Consider the following 15,845-nt stretch of genomic DNA (forward strand, 5'->3'; position numbering starts at 1 on the left):
CATGGGCGCTGTGGCCGGCAAAGTAGCGTTCGTCACCGGCGCCGCCCGCGGTCAGGGCCGTGCACAGGCGGTCCGGTTGGCGTCCGAAGGCGCCGACATCATCGCCGTCGACCTGTGCGACCAGATCGCATCCGTGCCCTATCCGATGGCCACCGCCGACGACCTGGCCGCGGCCGTGAAGCTGGTCGAGGATAGCGGCGCGCGCGTCGTCGCGCGGGAAGCCGATGTGCGCGATCGCAGTTCGCTGATGTCGGCGCTACAGGCCGGCGTCAAGGCGTTCGGCCGGCTCGACATCGTGGTCGCGAACGCCGGGATCGCTCCGATGCAATCGGGCGCCGACGGCTGGCGCGACGTGATCGACGTCAACCTGACCGGTGTCTATCACACCGTCGACGTGGCGATACCGACGATGATCGAGGGGGGCCGGGGCGGGTCGATCGTGCTGATCAGTTCGGCCGCCGGGCTGGCGGGCATCGGCAGCGCCGATGCCGGCTCCATCGGCTACACGGCGGCCAAGCACGGGGTGGTCGGACTGATGCGCGTCTACGCCAATCTCCTTGCCGAGCACAGCATTCGGGTCAACTCGGTGCATCCCGCCGGTGTCGACACGCCGATGATCAACAACGAGTACGTGCGGCAGTGGCTGGCGAAGCTGGTCGCCGAATCCGACCGGCCGATAGACATGGGCAACGCGCTGCCGGTCCAGGTGATGGAACCCGAGGACATCGCCAACGCGGTGCTGTGGCTGGTGTCCGACGCCGCGCGGTACGTCACCGGGGTGACGCTGCCGGTCGACGCCGGCTTCCTCAACAAGCGGTAGTGTCGCGCGGCCGGGCAGTAGCGTGGCGCGGCCGGGCGGTAGTGTCGCGCGGCGGGGCTGAGGGTCACGTGCTAGACAGCAGGGGTGGCCCGGACCAGAAACCCGGCGGCGCAGACCGCGTTCGGACCGATGATGTTGGCGGCCGTGGAGCAGCAGGAGCCTGCCGGGAAACGCCTCGTGCACGACGATCTTGCGGCGCAGTTCCTGCCGCTTACCGGGCGGTGGATGGTGCGGGCGATGGGCTGGTCGCCGCCGCGGCGGCTGCTCGCCTCCGCGATGGACAGGTCCGGTCCGGGCCTGTGGGCGAGCTTGATCTGCCGCAAGCGCTATATCGACGACAAGCTCGATGAGTCGCTGGCCGACATCGATGCGGTGGTGATCCTCGGCGCCGGACTGGACACCCGGGGCTATCGGCTGGCGCGACGCAGCGACATTCCGGTGTTCGAGATCGATCTGCCGGAGAACATCAAGCGAAAGGCACGTGCGGTGCGCCGGGTGTTGGGCGGGCCACCACGCTCGGTTCATCTGGTGCCGACCGACTTTGAGCGCGACGACCTCGCGGCGGTGTTGTCCGCCCACGGCTATCGCAGCGAGCGGCGGACGTTCTTCATCTGGGAGGGCGTGACTCAGTACCTGACCGCCGATGCGGTGCGCTCGACATTCGATTTCCTGAAAGGTGCTGCGCCGTCGAGCCGTTTGGTGTTCACCTATGTCCGCCGCGAGTTCATCGACGGCGAGAAGTTGTACGGTGCCGAGTCAATGTATCGGCGCTTCCGGGAGAAACGCCAGGTGTGGCTCTTCGGGATGCGCACCGAGGAGGTCGCCGACTTCCTGGCCGAATACGGCTGGCGGTTGATCGAACAGGCAGGGCCGGACTACTTCGTCGAGCACTACATCAAGCCAACCGGACGACACCTCGGCGCGTCGCAGCTCGAGTGGTCGGCCTACGCCGAGAAGCGCTGATCTCGTCGGCGTATCAGTCGATTTCGATGACCGTCGGCACGATCATCGGCTGGCGGCGGTAGGTCTCCCCCACCCACTTGCCGACGGTGCGCCGCACCGCCTGCGCGATTCGGGTGGCATCGGTAACTCGTTCGGCGGCAAGGTTCTCCAGCTCCGCCTCCACCTTGCGTGTCACGGGTTCCAGCGCCTTGGGATCTTCGGAGAAGCCTCGGGAATGCAGGTGCGGCGGCGCCGCCGGCCTCCCGGTATTGCGCCGCACGACCACCGTGACGGCGATGAAACCCGACGACAGGATCAGCCGTTCGCCCAGCGTCGCGTCGCCGACGTCGCCGGTCACCAGGCCGTCGACGAACATCTTGCCGACCGGCACCGCGCCGGCGATGCGTGCCTTCCCGGCGGCCAGATCGACGCTGACGCCGTTCTCCGCCAACATGATCGACTCTTGCGGCACGCCGGTCTTGGCGGCCAGCGCGGCGTTGGCGCGCAGGTGCCGCCACGTGCCGTGCACCGGCATCACATTGCGCGGCCGCACGCCGTTGTACAGGAACAGCAGCTCGCCGGCATACGCGTGGCCCGAAACGTGCGTGCGCAGTTGGTTGTTGGTCACGACCCGGGCACCGATCTTGGACAGCGCGTCAATCACACCGTAGACGGCTTCCTCGTTTCCCGGAATCAGCGACGACGACAGCACGACCAGATCTCCCGACGTCAGCGTGATGCTGCGGTGCTCGCCGCGTGACATCCGCGACAGGGCCGACATCGGCTCGCCCTGGGTTCCGGTGGTGACCAACACGACCCGGTCCGGCGCCATCAGCTCGGCCGCGCCGATGTCGAGCACGTCGTCGTCGGCGACGTTGAGGAAGCCCAGCTCCCGGGCGATGCCCATGTTGCGCACCATCGACCGGCCAACAAACGAGACCTGACGACCCAGCGCCACCGCCGCGTCGCAAATCTGTTGCACGCGAGCGACATTGGAGGCAAAGCAGGCCACGATCACCCGGCCGTCGGCGGATCGGATGAGCCGGTGCATGGTCGGGCCGATCTCACTTTCCGACGGGCCCACGCCGGGCAGTTCGGCGTTCGTGGAGTCGACGAGAAGTAGGTCAACGCCGCTGTCGCCCAGCTGCGACATTCCCGGCAGGTCGGTGGGACGGCCGTCGAGCGGCAGCTGGTCGAATTTGATGTCGCCGGTGTGCAGCACCGTGCCTGCGCCGGTGTAGATCGCGACGGCCAGCGCGTCGGGGATCGAGTGGTTGACCGAGAAGTACCGGCATTCGAACACGCCGTGCGTGGTGCGATCACCCTCGGCCACCTGCACGAACACCGGTTTGATCCGGTGTTCTCGGCATTTCTCGGCGACCAGGGCCAGCGTGAACTTCGAGCCGACGACGGGGATGTCCGGACGGAGCTTGAGCAAGAACGGGATCGCGCCGATGTGATCTTCGTGGGCGTGGGTCAACACCAGGGCCTCGACGTCGTCGAGCCGATGCTCGATGTGGCGCAGGTCGGGCAGGATCAGGTCGACGGCGGGCTCGTCATGCCCGGGAAACAGCACCCCGCAGTCGACGATCAGCAGCCTGCCGAGATGTTCGAAAACGGTCATGTTGCGGCCGATTTCGCTGATGCCGCCGAGCGCGGTCACCCGCAGCGCGCCAGGCGCCAACTGGCCGGGTGGCCCGAGCTCCTGGTTCACCGCCGGAGCCGCCTGGCCGGCGCCATCATCGCAGCACCGCGGCGGCCCGCATGTCGGCGGCCAATGCGTCGACCTGCTCGGGGGTTGCGGGCACCTGCGGCAGCCGCGGGTCTCCGACGTCGATACCCTGCAGCCGCAGCCCGGCCTTGACCAGCGTCACCCCGCCCAGCCGCTTCATCGCCGCGCACAGCGGACTCAGCCCGACGCTGATCTTGCGGGCCGTGGCCAGGTCGCCGGATTCGAACGCCGAGAACAATTCTCGCAGCTGCCCGGCCGCCAGATGACCGATCACGCTGATGAACCCGATGGCGCCCACCGCGAGCCACGGCAGGTTCAGCGGGTCGTCGCCGGAGTAGTAGGCGAGCCCGGTCGACGCGATGATGTCCGCCCCGCCATGCAGATCACCCTTGGCGTCCTTGACGCCGACGATGTTCGGGTGCCCCGCCAGCGCACGAATGGTGTCGAACTCGATCGGCACCACCGAGCGCGGCGGAATGTCATAGAGCAGCACGGGCAGCGTTACCGCGTCGGCGACCGCGGTGAAGTGCGCCCGCAGGCCGGCCTGGGGCGGCCTGGAGTAGTACGGCGTCACGACCAGAAGGCCGTGCGCGCCCGCGGCCTCGCAGGCCTTCGCCAGTTCGACGCTGTGCGCGGTGTCGTTGCTGCCGGCGCCGGCGATCACGCGGGCACGGTCGCCGACCGCGTCGAGCACCGTGCGCAGCACCGCAAGCTTTTCGTCATCGCTGGTGGTGGGGGCCTCGCCGGTGGTGCCGGACACCACCAAACCGTCACAGCCGGAGTCGATGAGGTGGGTGGCCAGCCGCGCGGCGGCGGGCAGATCGAGCGCGCCGTCCGGGCCGAACGGGGTGACCATTGCGGTCAGCACGGTGCCGAGCCGTGCGCGGACGTCGATGCCGCTGGTGCTCACGGGATCTTAGGTTACCTGCCGCGCCCTCAGGCTTCCGTGGCTAGTGGCGAGGTGGCGACCTCGGTGCCGTCGGCCAGCGCGGTGATCTCGAAGTCGGCGAACACCGCGGGGGCGACGTCGGTGAGCTGGCGAAGGCACGCGATCGCGAGCCGGCGGATCTCGACGTCGGCGTGTTCACTGGCCCGCATCGCGATGAAGTGACGCCATGCGCGGTAGTTGCCGGTCACGACGATGCGGGTCTCGGTGGCGTTCGGCAGCACCGCGCGCGCGGCCTGCCGCGCCTGCTTGCGGCGCAGCACCGCGTTGGGCACGTCGGCGAATTTGGCCTCGAGCCGGGCCAGCAGGTCGTTATAGGCCGCGCGGCCGGCGTCGGCGGCCTTGAGGAACAACTCCTGCAGCTCGGGGTCGTCCTCGATGCCCGGCGGCAGCACCACTTCGGAGTCGCGGGCCGGCACGAACCGCTGCGACAGCTGCGAGTACGAGAAGTGCCGGTGCCGGATCAGCTCATGGGTGCAGGAGCGGGAAATCCCGGTGATGTAGAACGACACCGACGCGTGTTCGAGCACCGAAAAATGCCCGACGTCGATGATGTGGCGCAGGTACCCGGCGTTGGTCGCGGTCCGGGGATTCGGCTTTGACCAGCTCTGATAGCAAGCGCGGCCGGCGAACTCGATCAGCGCCTGGCCGCCGTCGGCGTCGGTGTCCCACGCGACGTCGGGCGGCGCCGAAAACTCCGTCTTGGCGATCATTTGCACCCGCAGCGGCGCGACCTCGGCCACGGCGCTCACCTTAGCTTGACCGCCCGGCGCAACTGTTCGGCCAGGTCACCACGGTCACCGACGGTCACGTCGGCCAGATCCAGCCAGGTCGCCATCGTGTACAGCTCGGCGGCCAGCGCGGCGGCCACCCGGGCCGGCTTCTGGTCGGGTTCGGCGAACGCCCCGACGACGTGCAACGCGTGGTGTGCGCGGTCGGCCTTCAGGTCGACGCGGCCGACGAGCCGGCCGTCGAGCAACAGCGGCCACACGTAGTAGCCGTACTGGCGCTTGGCCGCGGGCATGTAGATCTCGACGCGGTACTTAAAGTCAAACAGCCGCTTCACCCGCGGCCGGAAGAAGATCAGCGGATCAAACGGGCACAGCAACGCGGTGCCGCGATCACCGCGCGGAATGGACCGGCCGGCGCGTAGATATGCCGGACCGGGCCAGCCGTCGACCGAAACCACCTCCAGCTCCCCGGCGTTCACGAGCTCGGCCAGCGCCGGCTTGACCTGTTGGGCCGACAGCCGGAAGTAATCGCGAATGTCGGCCTCGGTGCCGACACCCAAACCGGTGGCCGCGCGCAACGTCAGCTCGCGCACGGCAGCGTCGTCGTCCACTCGGCGGGCCAGCACCGCCGGCGGCAGCACGCGCTCGGTCAGGTCGTAGTGGCGCGCGAAGCCGACCCGCGTGGCCGTCGTCAGCACCCCGGACGCGAACAGCGCCTCGGCGACCCATTTGGTGTCGCTGCGGCCCCACCACGGGCCCTTCGCGGCCCGCGGCTCGGCAGCCAGATGCGCCTCGATCTGCCCGGCGGTCGACGGCCCGAGTTCCGCGACGGCCGCGACGATGTCTTCGGCGAGCTGGGGGTTGTTCTTGACGATATGGGTGCCCCACCTGCCGTGCCGGTACTGGCGCATGCGCCAGCGCAGCAGGGGCCAGTCGTCGATGCCCATCAGCGCGGCCTCATGCGCCCAGTACTCGATCAGCAGCCGCGGCGAGCGGGCGTTGTGGCTCCACGCGGCCCGGTCGAGCACATCGCGGTCGTACGGGCCGAGCCGGCTGAACACCGGTGCGTAATGTGCGCGGACGGTCACCGACACCGAATCGAGCTGCAGCACCTGAATCCGCGACAGCAACCGACGCAGGTGCGCCCGGTTGACCGGCCCGGTCGGTTTGGTGTCGGCGAATCCCTGCGCGGCGACCGCGACCCGGCGGGCCGCGTCGACGGTCAGCGACGTCATATCCGGCGGTATGTGCTGAACCGGTAGCGCAGGCCGGTGCTGCTGACCTGCCAGTCGGCGACGTCGGCGATCCAGGTGTCATCGAGTACGGGTGCGATCACGTCGCCATCGTCGCGCGGGACACCGACAGCCACCTCGGTGACCTCGCAGCGGCTCGCCACCGGCAGGGCCGACGCGTAGAGCTGACCGCCGCCGATCACCCAGATCTGGGAAGCGGTTGCCGATGAGCCGGTCGGGCCAACAGCAGCGGCCAGCGCGTCATCGAGGGACCCGGCCACGTCGGCGCCGTCGGCGCGGTAGCTCACGTCCCGCGTCAGCACGACGTTGCGCCGGCCCGGCAGCGGGCGAACCTTCGCGGGCAACGATTCCCACGTCAGCCGGCCCATCACCACGGTGTGGCCCATCGTGAGCCTTTTGAAGCGGACCATGTCCTCCGGCAGCCGCCACGGGATGGCGCCGTTGCGGCCGATCACACCCGAGGTCGACTGAGCCCAGACCAGGCTCACCGTGGGCCTCATCGAGATTCGGCCCTGGGCGCCGGCCTCATACCGCGACGGGCGCCTTGATCGCCGGGTGCGGGTCGTAGTTCTTGACGACGATGTCGTCGTAGGTGTAGTCGAACAGCGAATCGCGCGGCGCCAGAACAAGTTCGGGGTACGGACGCGGTTCACGGGACAGCTGCAGCCTGACCTGCTCGCGGTGGTTGTCGTAGATGTGGCAATCACCGCCGGTCCAGATGAACTCCCCGACTTCGAGACCGGACTGGGCGGCCATCATGTGGGTCAGCAGCGCGTAGCTGGCGATGTTGAACGGCACGCCGAGGAACATGTCGGCGCTGCGCTGGTACAGCTGGCAGCTCAGCCGGCCCTCGGCGACGTAGAACTGAAACAGCAGATGGCACGGCGGCAGCGCCATATGTGAGATCTCGCCGACGTTCCACGCCGAGACGATGTTGCGCCGCGAATCCGGATCGGTGCGCAGCAGCTGCAGCGCCGCGCTGATCTGGTCGACGTGCTCACCCGACGGTGTCGGCCAGGACCGCCACTGCACGCCGTACACCGGACCCAAATCGCCTGTCTCGGAAGCCCATTCGTCCCATATCGTGACGCCGTGCCGCTGCAACCAGCGCACATTGGCGTCGCCGCGCAAAAACCAAAGCAGCTCGTAGATCACCGACTTCAGGTGCACCTTCTTGGTGGTGATCAGGGGAAAACCCGCCGACAGTTGGTAGCGCATCTGACGGCCGAACAGGCTGCGCGTGCCGGTGCCGGTGCGATCCGATTTCGGGGTTCCGCGCTCCATCACCAGGCGCAGCAGATCCTCGTACGGGGTCGCGATCGACACGCCGCTCAGCTTACGTCGGCGGCGGGCGAGTAGAACGGAACCATGCCCAGCATCTCAACCACCGTCCAAACCCCAGACGGAACATGTCCGGTCACCCTGCACACGCCGAACGGCTCCGGCCCATGGTCGGCGGTGATCATGTACCCGGACGCCGGCGGCGTCCGCGACACCTTTCAAGACATGGCCGCGACGCTGGCCGGCTTCGGCTACGCGGTGCTGCTGCCAGACGTGTACTACCGGCACGGCCAGTGGCAGCCGTTCTCGATGCAGACCGCGTTCAGCGACCCGAACGAACGCACACGCCTGATGGCAATGGTCGGCAGCATCACCCCGGACATGTGGGCCAGCGACGCCGGCGCATTCTGCGACTTCCTGGCCGGGCGGCCCGAGGTCCGCGGCGGCGGCGTCGGCGTGTGCGGGTATTGCATGGGCGGGCGGGCATCGGTGATCGTCGCCGGGCGCCAACCGGACCGGGTCGCGGCCGCCGGGGGGATTCACGCGGGCGGGCTGGTGACCGACGCGCCCGACAGCCCGCATCTGTTGGCCGACCGGATCAAGGCCACGGTCTATGTGGCCGGCGCCGAGAACGACCACTCGTTCACCCCGGACCAGGCCGAACAACTCGACAAGGCGCTGACGGCCGCCGGGGTCAACCACAAGATCGAGTTCTATCCGGCCGCACACGGGTTCGCCGTACCCGACAACGCGCCCTACGACGCCCAGGCCGCCCAGCGGCACTGGATCGCGTTGCGGGAGCTGTTCGGCGCCGCGCTGCCGGGGTGACCCGGCCGTTGGGCGCCGACACCTACTCGGAGGCCGACCCATGCCTGCGGGCGGGCGCGCGTCCGGGCGGCTGCTGGGGCGCGGGCCGCACCGGAACGGGCGGGATCTCCAGCTCAACCGGCTCGGCGACGGTCAGCCGGACCGGCTGTCGGTAATGGGTGATGTTCAGCGCGTCGCCGTCGGTCAGCGCATAGCGGGCGCGGTCGTGGTTGATGTCGACGCGCAGGCGTTGGCCGCGCAGAAAAAGGTTGAACGCCAACCGAGTGATTGCCTCCGGTAGCCGCGGGGCGAAGTCCACGTCGTCGCGGAAATGGCGCATGCCGCCCAGCCCGGCGACCAGCGAGAGCCAGGTGCCGGCCAGTGAGGCGATGTGCACGCCGTCGCGGGTGTTGTGTTCGAGGTTGTAGAGGTCCATCAGCGCCGCCTCACCGAGATAGTCGTGGGCCAGCGGCAGGTGGCCCACCTCGGCGGCCAGCACCGCCTGGATGCAGGCCGACAGCGACGAGTCGCGCACCGTAATCCGCTCGTAGAAATCGAAGTTGCGGGCCTTCTGTTCGTCGGTGAACGCGTCGCCGCGCAAGAACATCGCCAGCACGAGGTCGGCCTGCTTGACCACCTGGCGGCGGTAGAGGTCGAAGTACGGAAAGTGCAGCAGCAGCGGGTAGCGGTCCGGGGTGGAGGCCTGCCAGTCCCACTCCTGGTGTTCGGTGAATTCCTCGGCCTGCGGGTGCACGCCGAGCGCCTCGTCGTAGGGCAGGAACACCGCGTCGGCGGCGTCGCGCCATTCGGCGGCTTCCTCCTCGTCCACGCCGAGTTCGCGTGCCCGGTCGGGGTACCGAACAGCCCAGTCCGCGGCAGCGGCCAGATTCTGTTGGGCCATCAGGTTGGTGTAGACATTGTTGTCGGCGATCGCGCTGTATTCGTCGGGGCCGGTGACTCCGTCGATGCGGAACCGGCCCTGCCGGTCGTGATGCCCCAGGCTGCGCCACAGCCGCGCGGTGTGCACCAGCAGATCGAGACCAACGGTCTTGGCGAACGCCTCGTCGGCGGTCACCCGCACATAGCGGATGACGGCGTTGGCGATGTCGGCGTTGACGTGAAAGGCCGCCGTGCCCGCCGGCCAGTAGCCGGAGCACTCCGGGCCCGCAATCGTGCGCCACGGGAACGCCGCGCCTCGCAGGCCGAGCTCGGCCGCGCGCTGGGTCGCCGACGGCAGCGTGCTGTGCCGCCACTGCAGCGCATGGCACGCCGCGTCCGGCGAGGTGTAGGTGAGCACCGGCAGCACGAACATCTCGGTGTCCCAAAAGGTATGGCCGTCGTAGCCGGGCCCGGTCAGTCCCTTCGCGGGAATCGCACGGCCTTCGGCGCGTGCGCCTGCCTGCAGCACATGAAACAGCGCGAACCGCACCGCCTGCTGGATCTCGGCGTCGCCGTCGAGCTCGACATCCGCGCGGTCCCAGAAGGTGTCAAGGTAGCGGCGCTGCTCCGTGAGCATGCCATCCCACCCGGTGGCTCGCGCGGCGGTGAGCGCGGCGGCGACCTGGGCCCGCACCCCGGGCAGCGAGCGGTTTCCCGACCAGCCGTAGGCGACGAACTTGACCAAGCGCAACTTCTCGCCGGGCTTCAGGTCCGCTGTCACCGTGAACCGGGCCAGGTGGGGCCCGCTTGCGCAATTCTGTTGCACGGAAGGACCTTCGACGACATGGTCCATCGCGCAGCCAACCCGCAACTGGCTCACCCGGGTGCGGTGCATGAGCTCCGCGAAAGCATCGTGGGATTCATCGGCCTCGGATTGCAGCGGGTCGGTCAGTGCGGCGGCGGCGCGGGGGTCCTTGCTGGCCGCGGGCATCTGCTCGTTGGCGACAAGCTCGCTTTGCAGCACCACCCCGACCGGATCACCGAGCGCTTCCACCTCGTAGGCGATCGCGGCTACCGCCCGCTGCACCAGCGACACCATGCGCTGTGAGGTGACGCGAACGGTGCGGTCCGCCGGCGACGTCCACTCCACGTTGCGGCGCAGCACCCCCGCCCGCAAATCGAGCATCATGTCGTGGGTGTGCAGCCGGCCGTAGCGCACGTCGAACGGTTCGTCATCGACGAGCAGGCGGATCAGCTTCCCGTTGGTGACGTTGATGACCGTCTGGCCGGCTTCGGGAAAGCCGTAGCCCGCCTCGGCGTACGGCAGCGGGTGCTGCTCCCAGACGCCGTTCAGATACGAGCCGGGCAGCTCATTGGGTTCGCCCTCGTCGAAATTGGCTCGCCAGCCGATGTGGCCGTTCGACAGCGCGAACACCGACTCGATCTGGGCCAGCACGTCGAGATCAAGACTGACGGCGCGCACGCACCACGGTTCGACGGCAAAGGCCGGGTGCTGGATCATCGGTCAAGCAATTCGGACAAGTCCTGCACCACCACATCGGCGCCGTGCTCGCGCAGCGCGTCGGCCTGGCCGACACGGTCGACGCCGACAACCAGACCAAAGTTTCCGGCCCGGCCGGCCTCCACACCGGCGAGCGCATCTTCGAACACCGCGGCCCGGGACGGTTCGACGCCGAGCGCACGGGCGCCGGCCAGGAAGGTGTCGGGTGCCGGCTTACCGCGCAAGTGCTCACGCTCGGCGACGATGCCGTCGATGCGGGCATCGAAAAGATCTTCAATCCCGGCCGCGGCCAAGACATCCCGGCAGTTCGTGCTCGACGACACCACCGCCCTCGGCAGCCCGGCGTCGCGGACCGCACGCACGTAGGCCACCGAGCCGTCGTAGGGCTCGACGCCGCTGTCGTGAATCATGCGCAGCACGATCTCGTTCTTCCGGTTGCCCAAACCGTGCACGGTGTCGGCATCCGGCGGGTCGTCGGGGCTGCCATCGGGCAATTCGATTCCCCTCGACTGCAAGAAGGACCGCGTGCCGTCGGCTCGTGGCTTGCCGTCGACGTACCGGTCGTAATCCTCTACCGCGTCGAACGGGACGAACTCGGTGTTGGTCTTGTCCGCGTACCGGCGCAGAAACTCGTCGAACATCTGCTTCCACGCCGCGGCATGCACCTTTGCCGTCTGCGTCAACACGCCATCGAGATCAAACAGGCACGCGCGCACCGAATCGGGCAGACCCAACACCTGCGCGACGGTACCCCCCGGGGCTGAGGACAGGCGCCGAAACCGACGTTATGTAGCAAAAGGTCGAGAAGGGTTCTGCTAAACGTCGGTTTCGGCGGTTCTGGTCAGTGCGCGGCCAGCGCGCTGCCTTTGAGCCATTGATCCCACGGCACGGTCCAGTCGCCGTTCTGCCACACCGCCAGCGGCGGGCCGCCGGTGTTGCGGACCTCGACGACGTCACCGGGCTGGGAGAAGTTGAAGAACCATTTCGCGTTGTCCCCGTTGAGGTTAAGGCAGCCGTGCGAGGTGTCCGTGTTGCCCTGCGCCCACACCGTCTCATTGAGCTGATGAAGGTAGATGCCGTCGTTGCTGATGCGGGTGGCGTAGGCGATCGTCTCCCGGTAGCCGAGGCGGGAGTTGATCGGGAGCCCGAACGTCGACGAATCCATCACGACGGGGTTGCCCTTGTCCATCACCGTGTAGACGCCCGGCGGCGTCCAGAACGACAGGGTGCGGCCGCCGATCTGCTCGGTGCCGCCCATGCCCATCGACGTGGGCATCGTGCGCACCAGCACGCCGTTGTCGTACACACTGACCTGCTTGGTCTTGTCGTCGGCGACGGAAATGTGGGCGTCGCCGATCGTGAACGACACCTTGCTGTCCTGTTGCCCATATAGCCCGTCGCCCAAGCGAACTCCGTAGATGTTGGCCTGGGCGGTGACCGCGGTGCCGGGTGCGAAGTAGTTCTGCGGGCGCCACCGGGCGTTCTGATCGTCGACCCAGTACCAGGAGCCCGACACGGCGGGGGTGGTGGTCACGACGAGTCGACGCTCCGCGGTGGCGCGGTCGATGATCGGCTCGTCGAAGTGGGCCACGATGACCATCCCGATGCCGTACTTGGCGCCGTCCTGCAATGCGGCGCCGGAGGTGGTGTTGAGGTAGACGTTGGTCTGGTGGCTCGGCACCAGCGTGGTGAACGTCGACGCCCGCGTCGCCGGGGTGCCGCCGGGTCCGCGGCTGGCGACGGTGACGGTATAGGTGCGGCCATATCCAAGCGGCACCGTGGGTTTCCACACGGTGTTGTCCGGTGTCATGATGCCCGGAATCGGCTTGCCCTGCTCATTGACCATCTGCACGTTGGTCAGCGTTCCGGACGTGGCCGTCACCAACACCGGGGCCAGCGGGTCGACGTCATGGGCGTCGGGTCCGGGCGTGATGGTCACGACGGCCGGTGCTCGAGAAGGGAGGGCCGCCTGCGGTGGGCTGGCGGCCGCCGCGCTCTTGCATCCGACCGGGCACGGCGGCAGCGTCGTCAGTTCTATCGCGCCAAGCACCTCGACCAGCACCAGAAACGTCGCCAGGCCGACCCGGAGCCAGGGCGGGGCGGGAAGTTGCGACCGGAGTTTGTTGAGCATCCTCATGGCGTCGGCGTTCAACGTCATCACTGTGTTCGGGACGCTCCGGTGGTATTTGCTGTGAGATCGGTGTCTTCGTCGACGGTCTCACCTTACCGGTTGGGGCAGCCGTCGCACGGCACGGGCGCCGGGGGCGGACCCGACGCCGGTAGCGGAATGCGCTGAACTCCAGGCGTTCCCAGTTGTGCGGCCAGCCAAGGCAGTGATGACTTGAACGCGTCGATGGCGAACGGCCAGTCGTGCTTACCGGGCGTCGCCACCACCGCGCAGCCGATGCCGTAGGCCTTGCCCAGCGCACACAGCGTGTTGGCGGCCTCGGTTTGGTCGCCGGGGTTGCCGGCGGCGTCGCGTCCGCCCAGGCCGACCGCGTCGTTGCCGATGTTGATGTTGCGATGTTGCGTCGGTGGGCTGCTCGAGATCGCGAACCACCCCGACGTTCCGGTGTAGTGCCCGTGCGCCGTGATGACAGTCGACGGGTCGAACGCCGCCCACGCCGCGCCGTTGCCGCCGAACAGCCGGGCGATCGTCTGCTCCTTGGTGCCGGCTACGGGCGAGAGGTCACCGGCGATGTCCACGAACGAACCGAACAGCTCGGGGTGCATGACCGCCAGGTCGACAGCGCACGTACCGCCCATCGACCAGCCGACGACGCCCCAGTTCGCGCTGCTCGGGCTGACGCCGAAGTGCGAGATCATGTACGGCACGACATCTTTGGTGAGATGGTCGGCCGCGTTGCCGCGGTTGCCGTTGACGCATTCGGTGTCGTTGTTGAACGAGCCACCGGAGTCGATGAACACGAACACCGGCGCGTTGCCGCCGTGGGCGGCCGCGAAATCGTCGATCGTGGCGGCCGCGTTGCCGGTGCGCAGCCAGTCGGCCGGCGTGTTGAACTCGCCGGCGATCATCATCACCGTCGGCGCCCGCGGCGGCGGGTCGGTCGCGAACCACGCCGGCGGCAAATACACCAACTCGCTGCGGTGCTTGAAGTGCGAGGCGTCGGCCGGGATGGTCACCGGCACAACGGCTCCCCGCGGGGGGAGGGTGTGGTTGCGCTGCATCGCGGCGACTGTCGCCGGGTCGGTCTCGTCGGGCAGCGGGCCCGCGGTGAGCTGCTTCCACGCGGTTTGCGTGGTCGGGAAGTATCCCACCCACAGGTTCAGTGCCAACGCCGAACTGAGCACGCACAGCGGCACGGCCAGCAGTGAGATGATTCGCCGCCGCCAGCGGGCGCCGCGCCAACCGAACACCAGCACACCGGCGGAAAGGCCGGTGACCCCGATCCAAATCCACAGTGTTCGCGGCGCGGGATCGTCGGCCATGCCTTCCGTGTCGACGTACCAATGCGCCCAGGTGGCCGCGCCGACACCGATCAGCAGGGCAAGCGGCAACCACAGCACGCGCCATCGCCGCGAGCGCCACCCGGTCGCCAAGATCACCACGCCGGCGGTGACCGCCTGGATCGTGATCGGTAGCCACCCGTGTAGCAACGAAACACCGTGGCGATATCCGACGGGCGGGTCGGCCAACAGGGTCGCGGCGACCCTCCACGTCGACGGCGTCACGCCCAATATCGTGGACTGTGATCCTGGTGGATTGCTGTGAACCGCGATTTCCGCCAACGTGGCGCCGCGCCGCTGATTGAATGGGACGATGCGTCAGCTCATGTGCTTTGCGGCCGCACTTTCCGGAACAGCTTTGGTGACGGCTTCGGCGGCGCTGCTGCCGGCGGCGGGTGTGGGCAGCGCCGCACCGGCCCCGCTGGATTCGCCTCGGCAGAGCGGTCCGACTCTGGTGCCGATGAGTACGGCGTGGAGACGGTGCGACCACAGCGTTTCGACGTTCCCGCCGATCGCCGGCGACGGCGCGGCCTACGCATTGATCAGCCGGCAAGCCAATCAGGTTGTCGCCGACGTTCATCTCTCAACTGCAGACCCGGACACCCAATACGGCGTCAGGCTGATCCAGATGCCGCGGTCGTCCAACAGCTACTGCAGCGATCACAGTCCGGGCACGGTTGCCAGCCCGCTATACGCCGACGGGGCGGGCAACGCGACGATCACGCTGACGGCCGATGTTGTGCCGGGCGCGACCGGAGCCTGGGTGATGATCGAGGGCCCGCAGACCCTGTCCAAGCCCTACGGGCAGATGTACACGTCCGATTACGTGGCCGCCATATAGCCGCCGTATAGCTAAGACGTCCGCGGCCGCGAGCCGCGACTGCCGCGCACGAGGCTCCGCAACGCCCGGTACGCACCGCGCGAAGCGTAGATGCCCGCGACCGCGGACGCCAGGATCATCACGACGAACATCAGCAGCCAGTTGCTCCGGTTGTGGTTGACGTTCCACCAGACGATCGTGAACAGGACGGCGCAGACGAACACCACGATGTCGCGCCAGTTCCCGCGGTAGGACAACGCCGCCGCCCGGAGCGCGCGGCTCTTTTCGGTCGTCGAGACCAGGTCGTCGATGCGCTGATTGATGCTGTTGCTCAACCGCTGCCGCAGCTCGGGTTGATCCTCCGGAAGCCGGTCAAGCAGATCGAGATCTTGCTTGATCAGCCCGCGGATGTCCGGCCCCCTCAGGTTTCCGGCGGCGACACCGAGCAGCGCGCCGCCGGCAATCGGGGCGGCGCCTAACGCGAGTCCGGCGATACCCGCCATACGACGTCTCCTTATTCCAGTGCTTACTCCATCAACACGGCGGCGAGTGGGCCGCCGAGTTCACAGGCCCGCTCGCGGGCCCCGGCGTCGACGGCGCCGACGACCTCGAGCGTGGCCGCGGCCCTGTCGAGCGCCAGCCCC

The 15,845-nt window shown here is 68.3% G+C and carries 15 protein-coding genes; 4 read left to right on the plus strand and 11 right to left on the minus strand.

All coding sequences use genetic code 11. From position 1 onward, the window contains the following. Nucleotide 1 precedes the first annotated feature (1 nt). Together VE759_RS10655 and VE759_RS10660 are read left to right on the plus strand one after the other, a co-directional pair. Nucleotides 2-820 carry a mycofactocin-coupled SDR family oxidoreductase gene (locus VE759_RS10655; RefSeq protein WP_324931475.1) on the plus strand — a complete coding sequence of 273 codons (819 nt, stop codon included), beginning with the start codon at nucleotides 2-4 and terminating at the stop codon, nucleotides 818-820. A gap of 84 nt (nucleotides 821-904) precedes the next feature. Beyond that, nucleotides 905-1,783, plus strand: a complete 879-nt coding sequence (locus VE759_RS10660) for an SAM-dependent methyltransferase (protein WP_324931478.1) — start codon at nucleotides 905-907, stop codon at nucleotides 1,781-1,783. A gap of 13 nt (nucleotides 1,784-1,796) precedes the next feature. On the opposite strand, the gene VE759_RS10665 is transcribed toward VE759_RS10660, so the two are convergent. The 6 genes from VE759_RS10665 to VE759_RS10690 are packed head-to-tail and all read right to left on the minus strand — an operon-like array spanning nucleotide 1,797 to nucleotide 7,750. Next, a complete protein-coding gene (locus VE759_RS10665; protein WP_324931481.1) occupies nucleotides 1,797-3,476 on the minus strand; it encodes a ribonuclease J in 1,680 nt (559 codons plus the stop codon). 25 nt (nucleotides 3,477-3,501) lie between these two features. Then, nucleotides 3,502-4,404 carry a 4-hydroxy-tetrahydrodipicolinate synthase gene (gene dapA, locus VE759_RS10670; RefSeq protein ID WP_324931484.1) on the minus strand — a complete coding sequence of 301 codons (903 nt, stop codon included), beginning with the start codon at nucleotides 4,402-4,404 and terminating at the stop codon, nucleotides 3,502-3,504. Between the two features lie 26 nt (nucleotides 4,405-4,430). Beyond that, the gene (gene thyX / locus VE759_RS10675; RefSeq protein ID WP_324931486.1) at nucleotides 4,431-5,183 is read right to left on the minus strand and encodes an FAD-dependent thymidylate synthase; all 753 of its coding nucleotides are present in this window, start codon (nucleotides 5,181-5,183) and stop codon (nucleotides 4,431-4,433) included. A 5-nt stretch (nucleotides 5,184-5,188) separates the two neighbouring features. Continuing rightward, nucleotides 5,189-6,406, minus strand: a complete 1,218-nt coding sequence (locus VE759_RS10680) for a winged helix-turn-helix domain-containing protein (protein WP_324931489.1) — start codon at nucleotides 6,404-6,406, stop codon at nucleotides 5,189-5,191. Next, entirely contained in the window at nucleotides 6,403-6,924 is a 522-nt protein-coding gene (locus tag VE759_RS10685; RefSeq protein WP_324931492.1) for a dihydrofolate reductase, read from the minus strand. The genes VE759_RS10680 and VE759_RS10685 overlap by 4 nt, the downstream gene beginning before the upstream one ends. A 25-nt stretch (nucleotides 6,925-6,949) precedes the next feature. Further along, the gene (locus VE759_RS10690; protein WP_324931497.1) at nucleotides 6,950-7,750 is read right to left on the minus strand and encodes a thymidylate synthase; all 801 of its coding nucleotides are present in this window, start codon (nucleotides 7,748-7,750) and stop codon (nucleotides 6,950-6,952) included. Nucleotides 7,751-7,792: 42 nt separating this feature from the next. Here VE759_RS10690 and VE759_RS10695 point away from each other — a divergent pair, with 42 nt between their 5' ends. Next, entirely contained in the window at nucleotides 7,793-8,533 is a 741-nt protein-coding gene (locus VE759_RS10695; RefSeq protein ID WP_324931500.1) for a dienelactone hydrolase family protein, read from the plus strand. A gap of 22 nt (nucleotides 8,534-8,555) precedes the next feature. On the opposite strand, the gene VE759_RS10700 is transcribed toward VE759_RS10695, so the two are convergent. The 4 genes from VE759_RS10700 to VE759_RS10715 all read right to left on the minus strand — a co-directional run bounded on the left by VE759_RS10700 (nucleotide 8,556) and on the right by VE759_RS10715 (nucleotide 14,363). Next, a complete protein-coding gene (locus tag VE759_RS10700) occupies nucleotides 8,556-10,913 on the minus strand; it encodes a glycoside hydrolase family 65 protein (RefSeq protein ID WP_324931503.1) in 2,358 nt (785 codons plus the stop codon). After that, nucleotides 10,910-11,650, minus strand: a complete 741-nt coding sequence (locus tag VE759_RS10705) for a beta-phosphoglucomutase family hydrolase (RefSeq protein WP_324931505.1) — start codon at nucleotides 11,648-11,650, stop codon at nucleotides 10,910-10,912. The genes VE759_RS10700 and VE759_RS10705 overlap by 4 nt, the downstream gene beginning before the upstream one ends. A gap of 104 nt (nucleotides 11,651-11,754) precedes the next feature. Then, nucleotides 11,755-13,050 carry a L,D-transpeptidase gene (locus VE759_RS10710; RefSeq protein WP_414687883.1) on the minus strand — a complete coding sequence of 432 codons (1,296 nt, stop codon included), beginning with the start codon at nucleotides 13,048-13,050 and terminating at the stop codon, nucleotides 11,755-11,757. A gap of 86 nt (nucleotides 13,051-13,136) precedes the next feature. Next, nucleotides 13,137-14,363 (minus strand): alpha/beta hydrolase, encoded by a 1,227-nt coding sequence (locus VE759_RS10715; RefSeq protein WP_414687884.1) that lies wholly within the window; start codon nucleotides 14,361-14,363, stop codon nucleotides 13,137-13,139. A 331-nt stretch (nucleotides 14,364-14,694) separates the two neighbouring features. Here VE759_RS10715 and VE759_RS10720 point away from each other — a divergent pair, with 331 nt between their 5' ends. Continuing rightward, a complete protein-coding gene (locus VE759_RS10720) occupies nucleotides 14,695-15,222 on the plus strand; it encodes a hypothetical protein (RefSeq protein WP_324931513.1) in 528 nt (175 codons plus the stop codon). 11 nt (nucleotides 15,223-15,233) lie between these two features. Here VE759_RS10720 and VE759_RS10725 read toward each other — a convergent pair whose 3' ends face one another. Continuing rightward, on the minus strand, nucleotides 15,234-15,704 hold the full coding sequence (locus VE759_RS10725) for a hypothetical protein (RefSeq protein WP_324931515.1): 471 nt from the start codon (nucleotides 15,702-15,704) through the stop codon (nucleotides 15,234-15,236). Between the last annotated feature and the right edge of the window lie 141 nt (nucleotides 15,705-15,845).

This window comes from Mycobacterium sp. (genome assembly GCF_035640695.1).
Taxonomy (GTDB): domain Bacteria; phylum Actinomycetota; class Actinomycetes; order Mycobacteriales; family Mycobacteriaceae; genus Mycobacterium.

Excerpts from the sequence above, each read along its gene's own strand:
- VE759_RS10710 (WP_414687883.1), bottom strand. The coding sequence starts at position 13,050 with ATGAGGATGCTCAACAAACTCCGGTCGCAACTTCCCGCCCCGCCCTGG.
- VE759_RS10685 (WP_324931492.1), bottom strand. The coding sequence starts at position 6,924 with ATGAGGCCCACGGTGAGCCTGGTCTGGGCTCAGTCGACCTCGGGTGTG.
- VE759_RS10700 (WP_324931503.1), bottom strand. The coding sequence starts at position 10,913 with ATGATCCAGCACCCGGCCTTTGCCGTCGAACCGTGGTGCGTGCGCGCC.
- VE759_RS10680 (WP_324931489.1), bottom strand. The coding sequence starts at position 6,406 with ATGACGTCGCTGACCGTCGACGCGGCCCGCCGGGTCGCGGTCGCCGCG.
- VE759_RS10695 (WP_324931500.1), top strand. The coding sequence starts at position 7,793 with ATGCCCAGCATCTCAACCACCGTCCAAACCCCAGACGGAACATGTCCG.
- VE759_RS10715 (WP_414687884.1), bottom strand. The coding sequence starts at position 14,363 with ATGGCCGACGATCCCGCGCCGCGAACACTGTGGATTTGGATCGGGGTC.
- VE759_RS10725 (WP_324931515.1), bottom strand. The coding sequence starts at position 15,704 with ATGGCGGGTATCGCCGGACTCGCGTTAGGCGCCGCCCCGATTGCCGGC.
- VE759_RS10655 (WP_324931475.1), top strand. The coding sequence starts at position 2 with ATGGGCGCTGTGGCCGGCAAAGTAGCGTTCGTCACCGGCGCCGCCCGC.
- VE759_RS10720 (WP_324931513.1), top strand. The coding sequence starts at position 14,695 with ATGCGTCAGCTCATGTGCTTTGCGGCCGCACTTTCCGGAACAGCTTTG.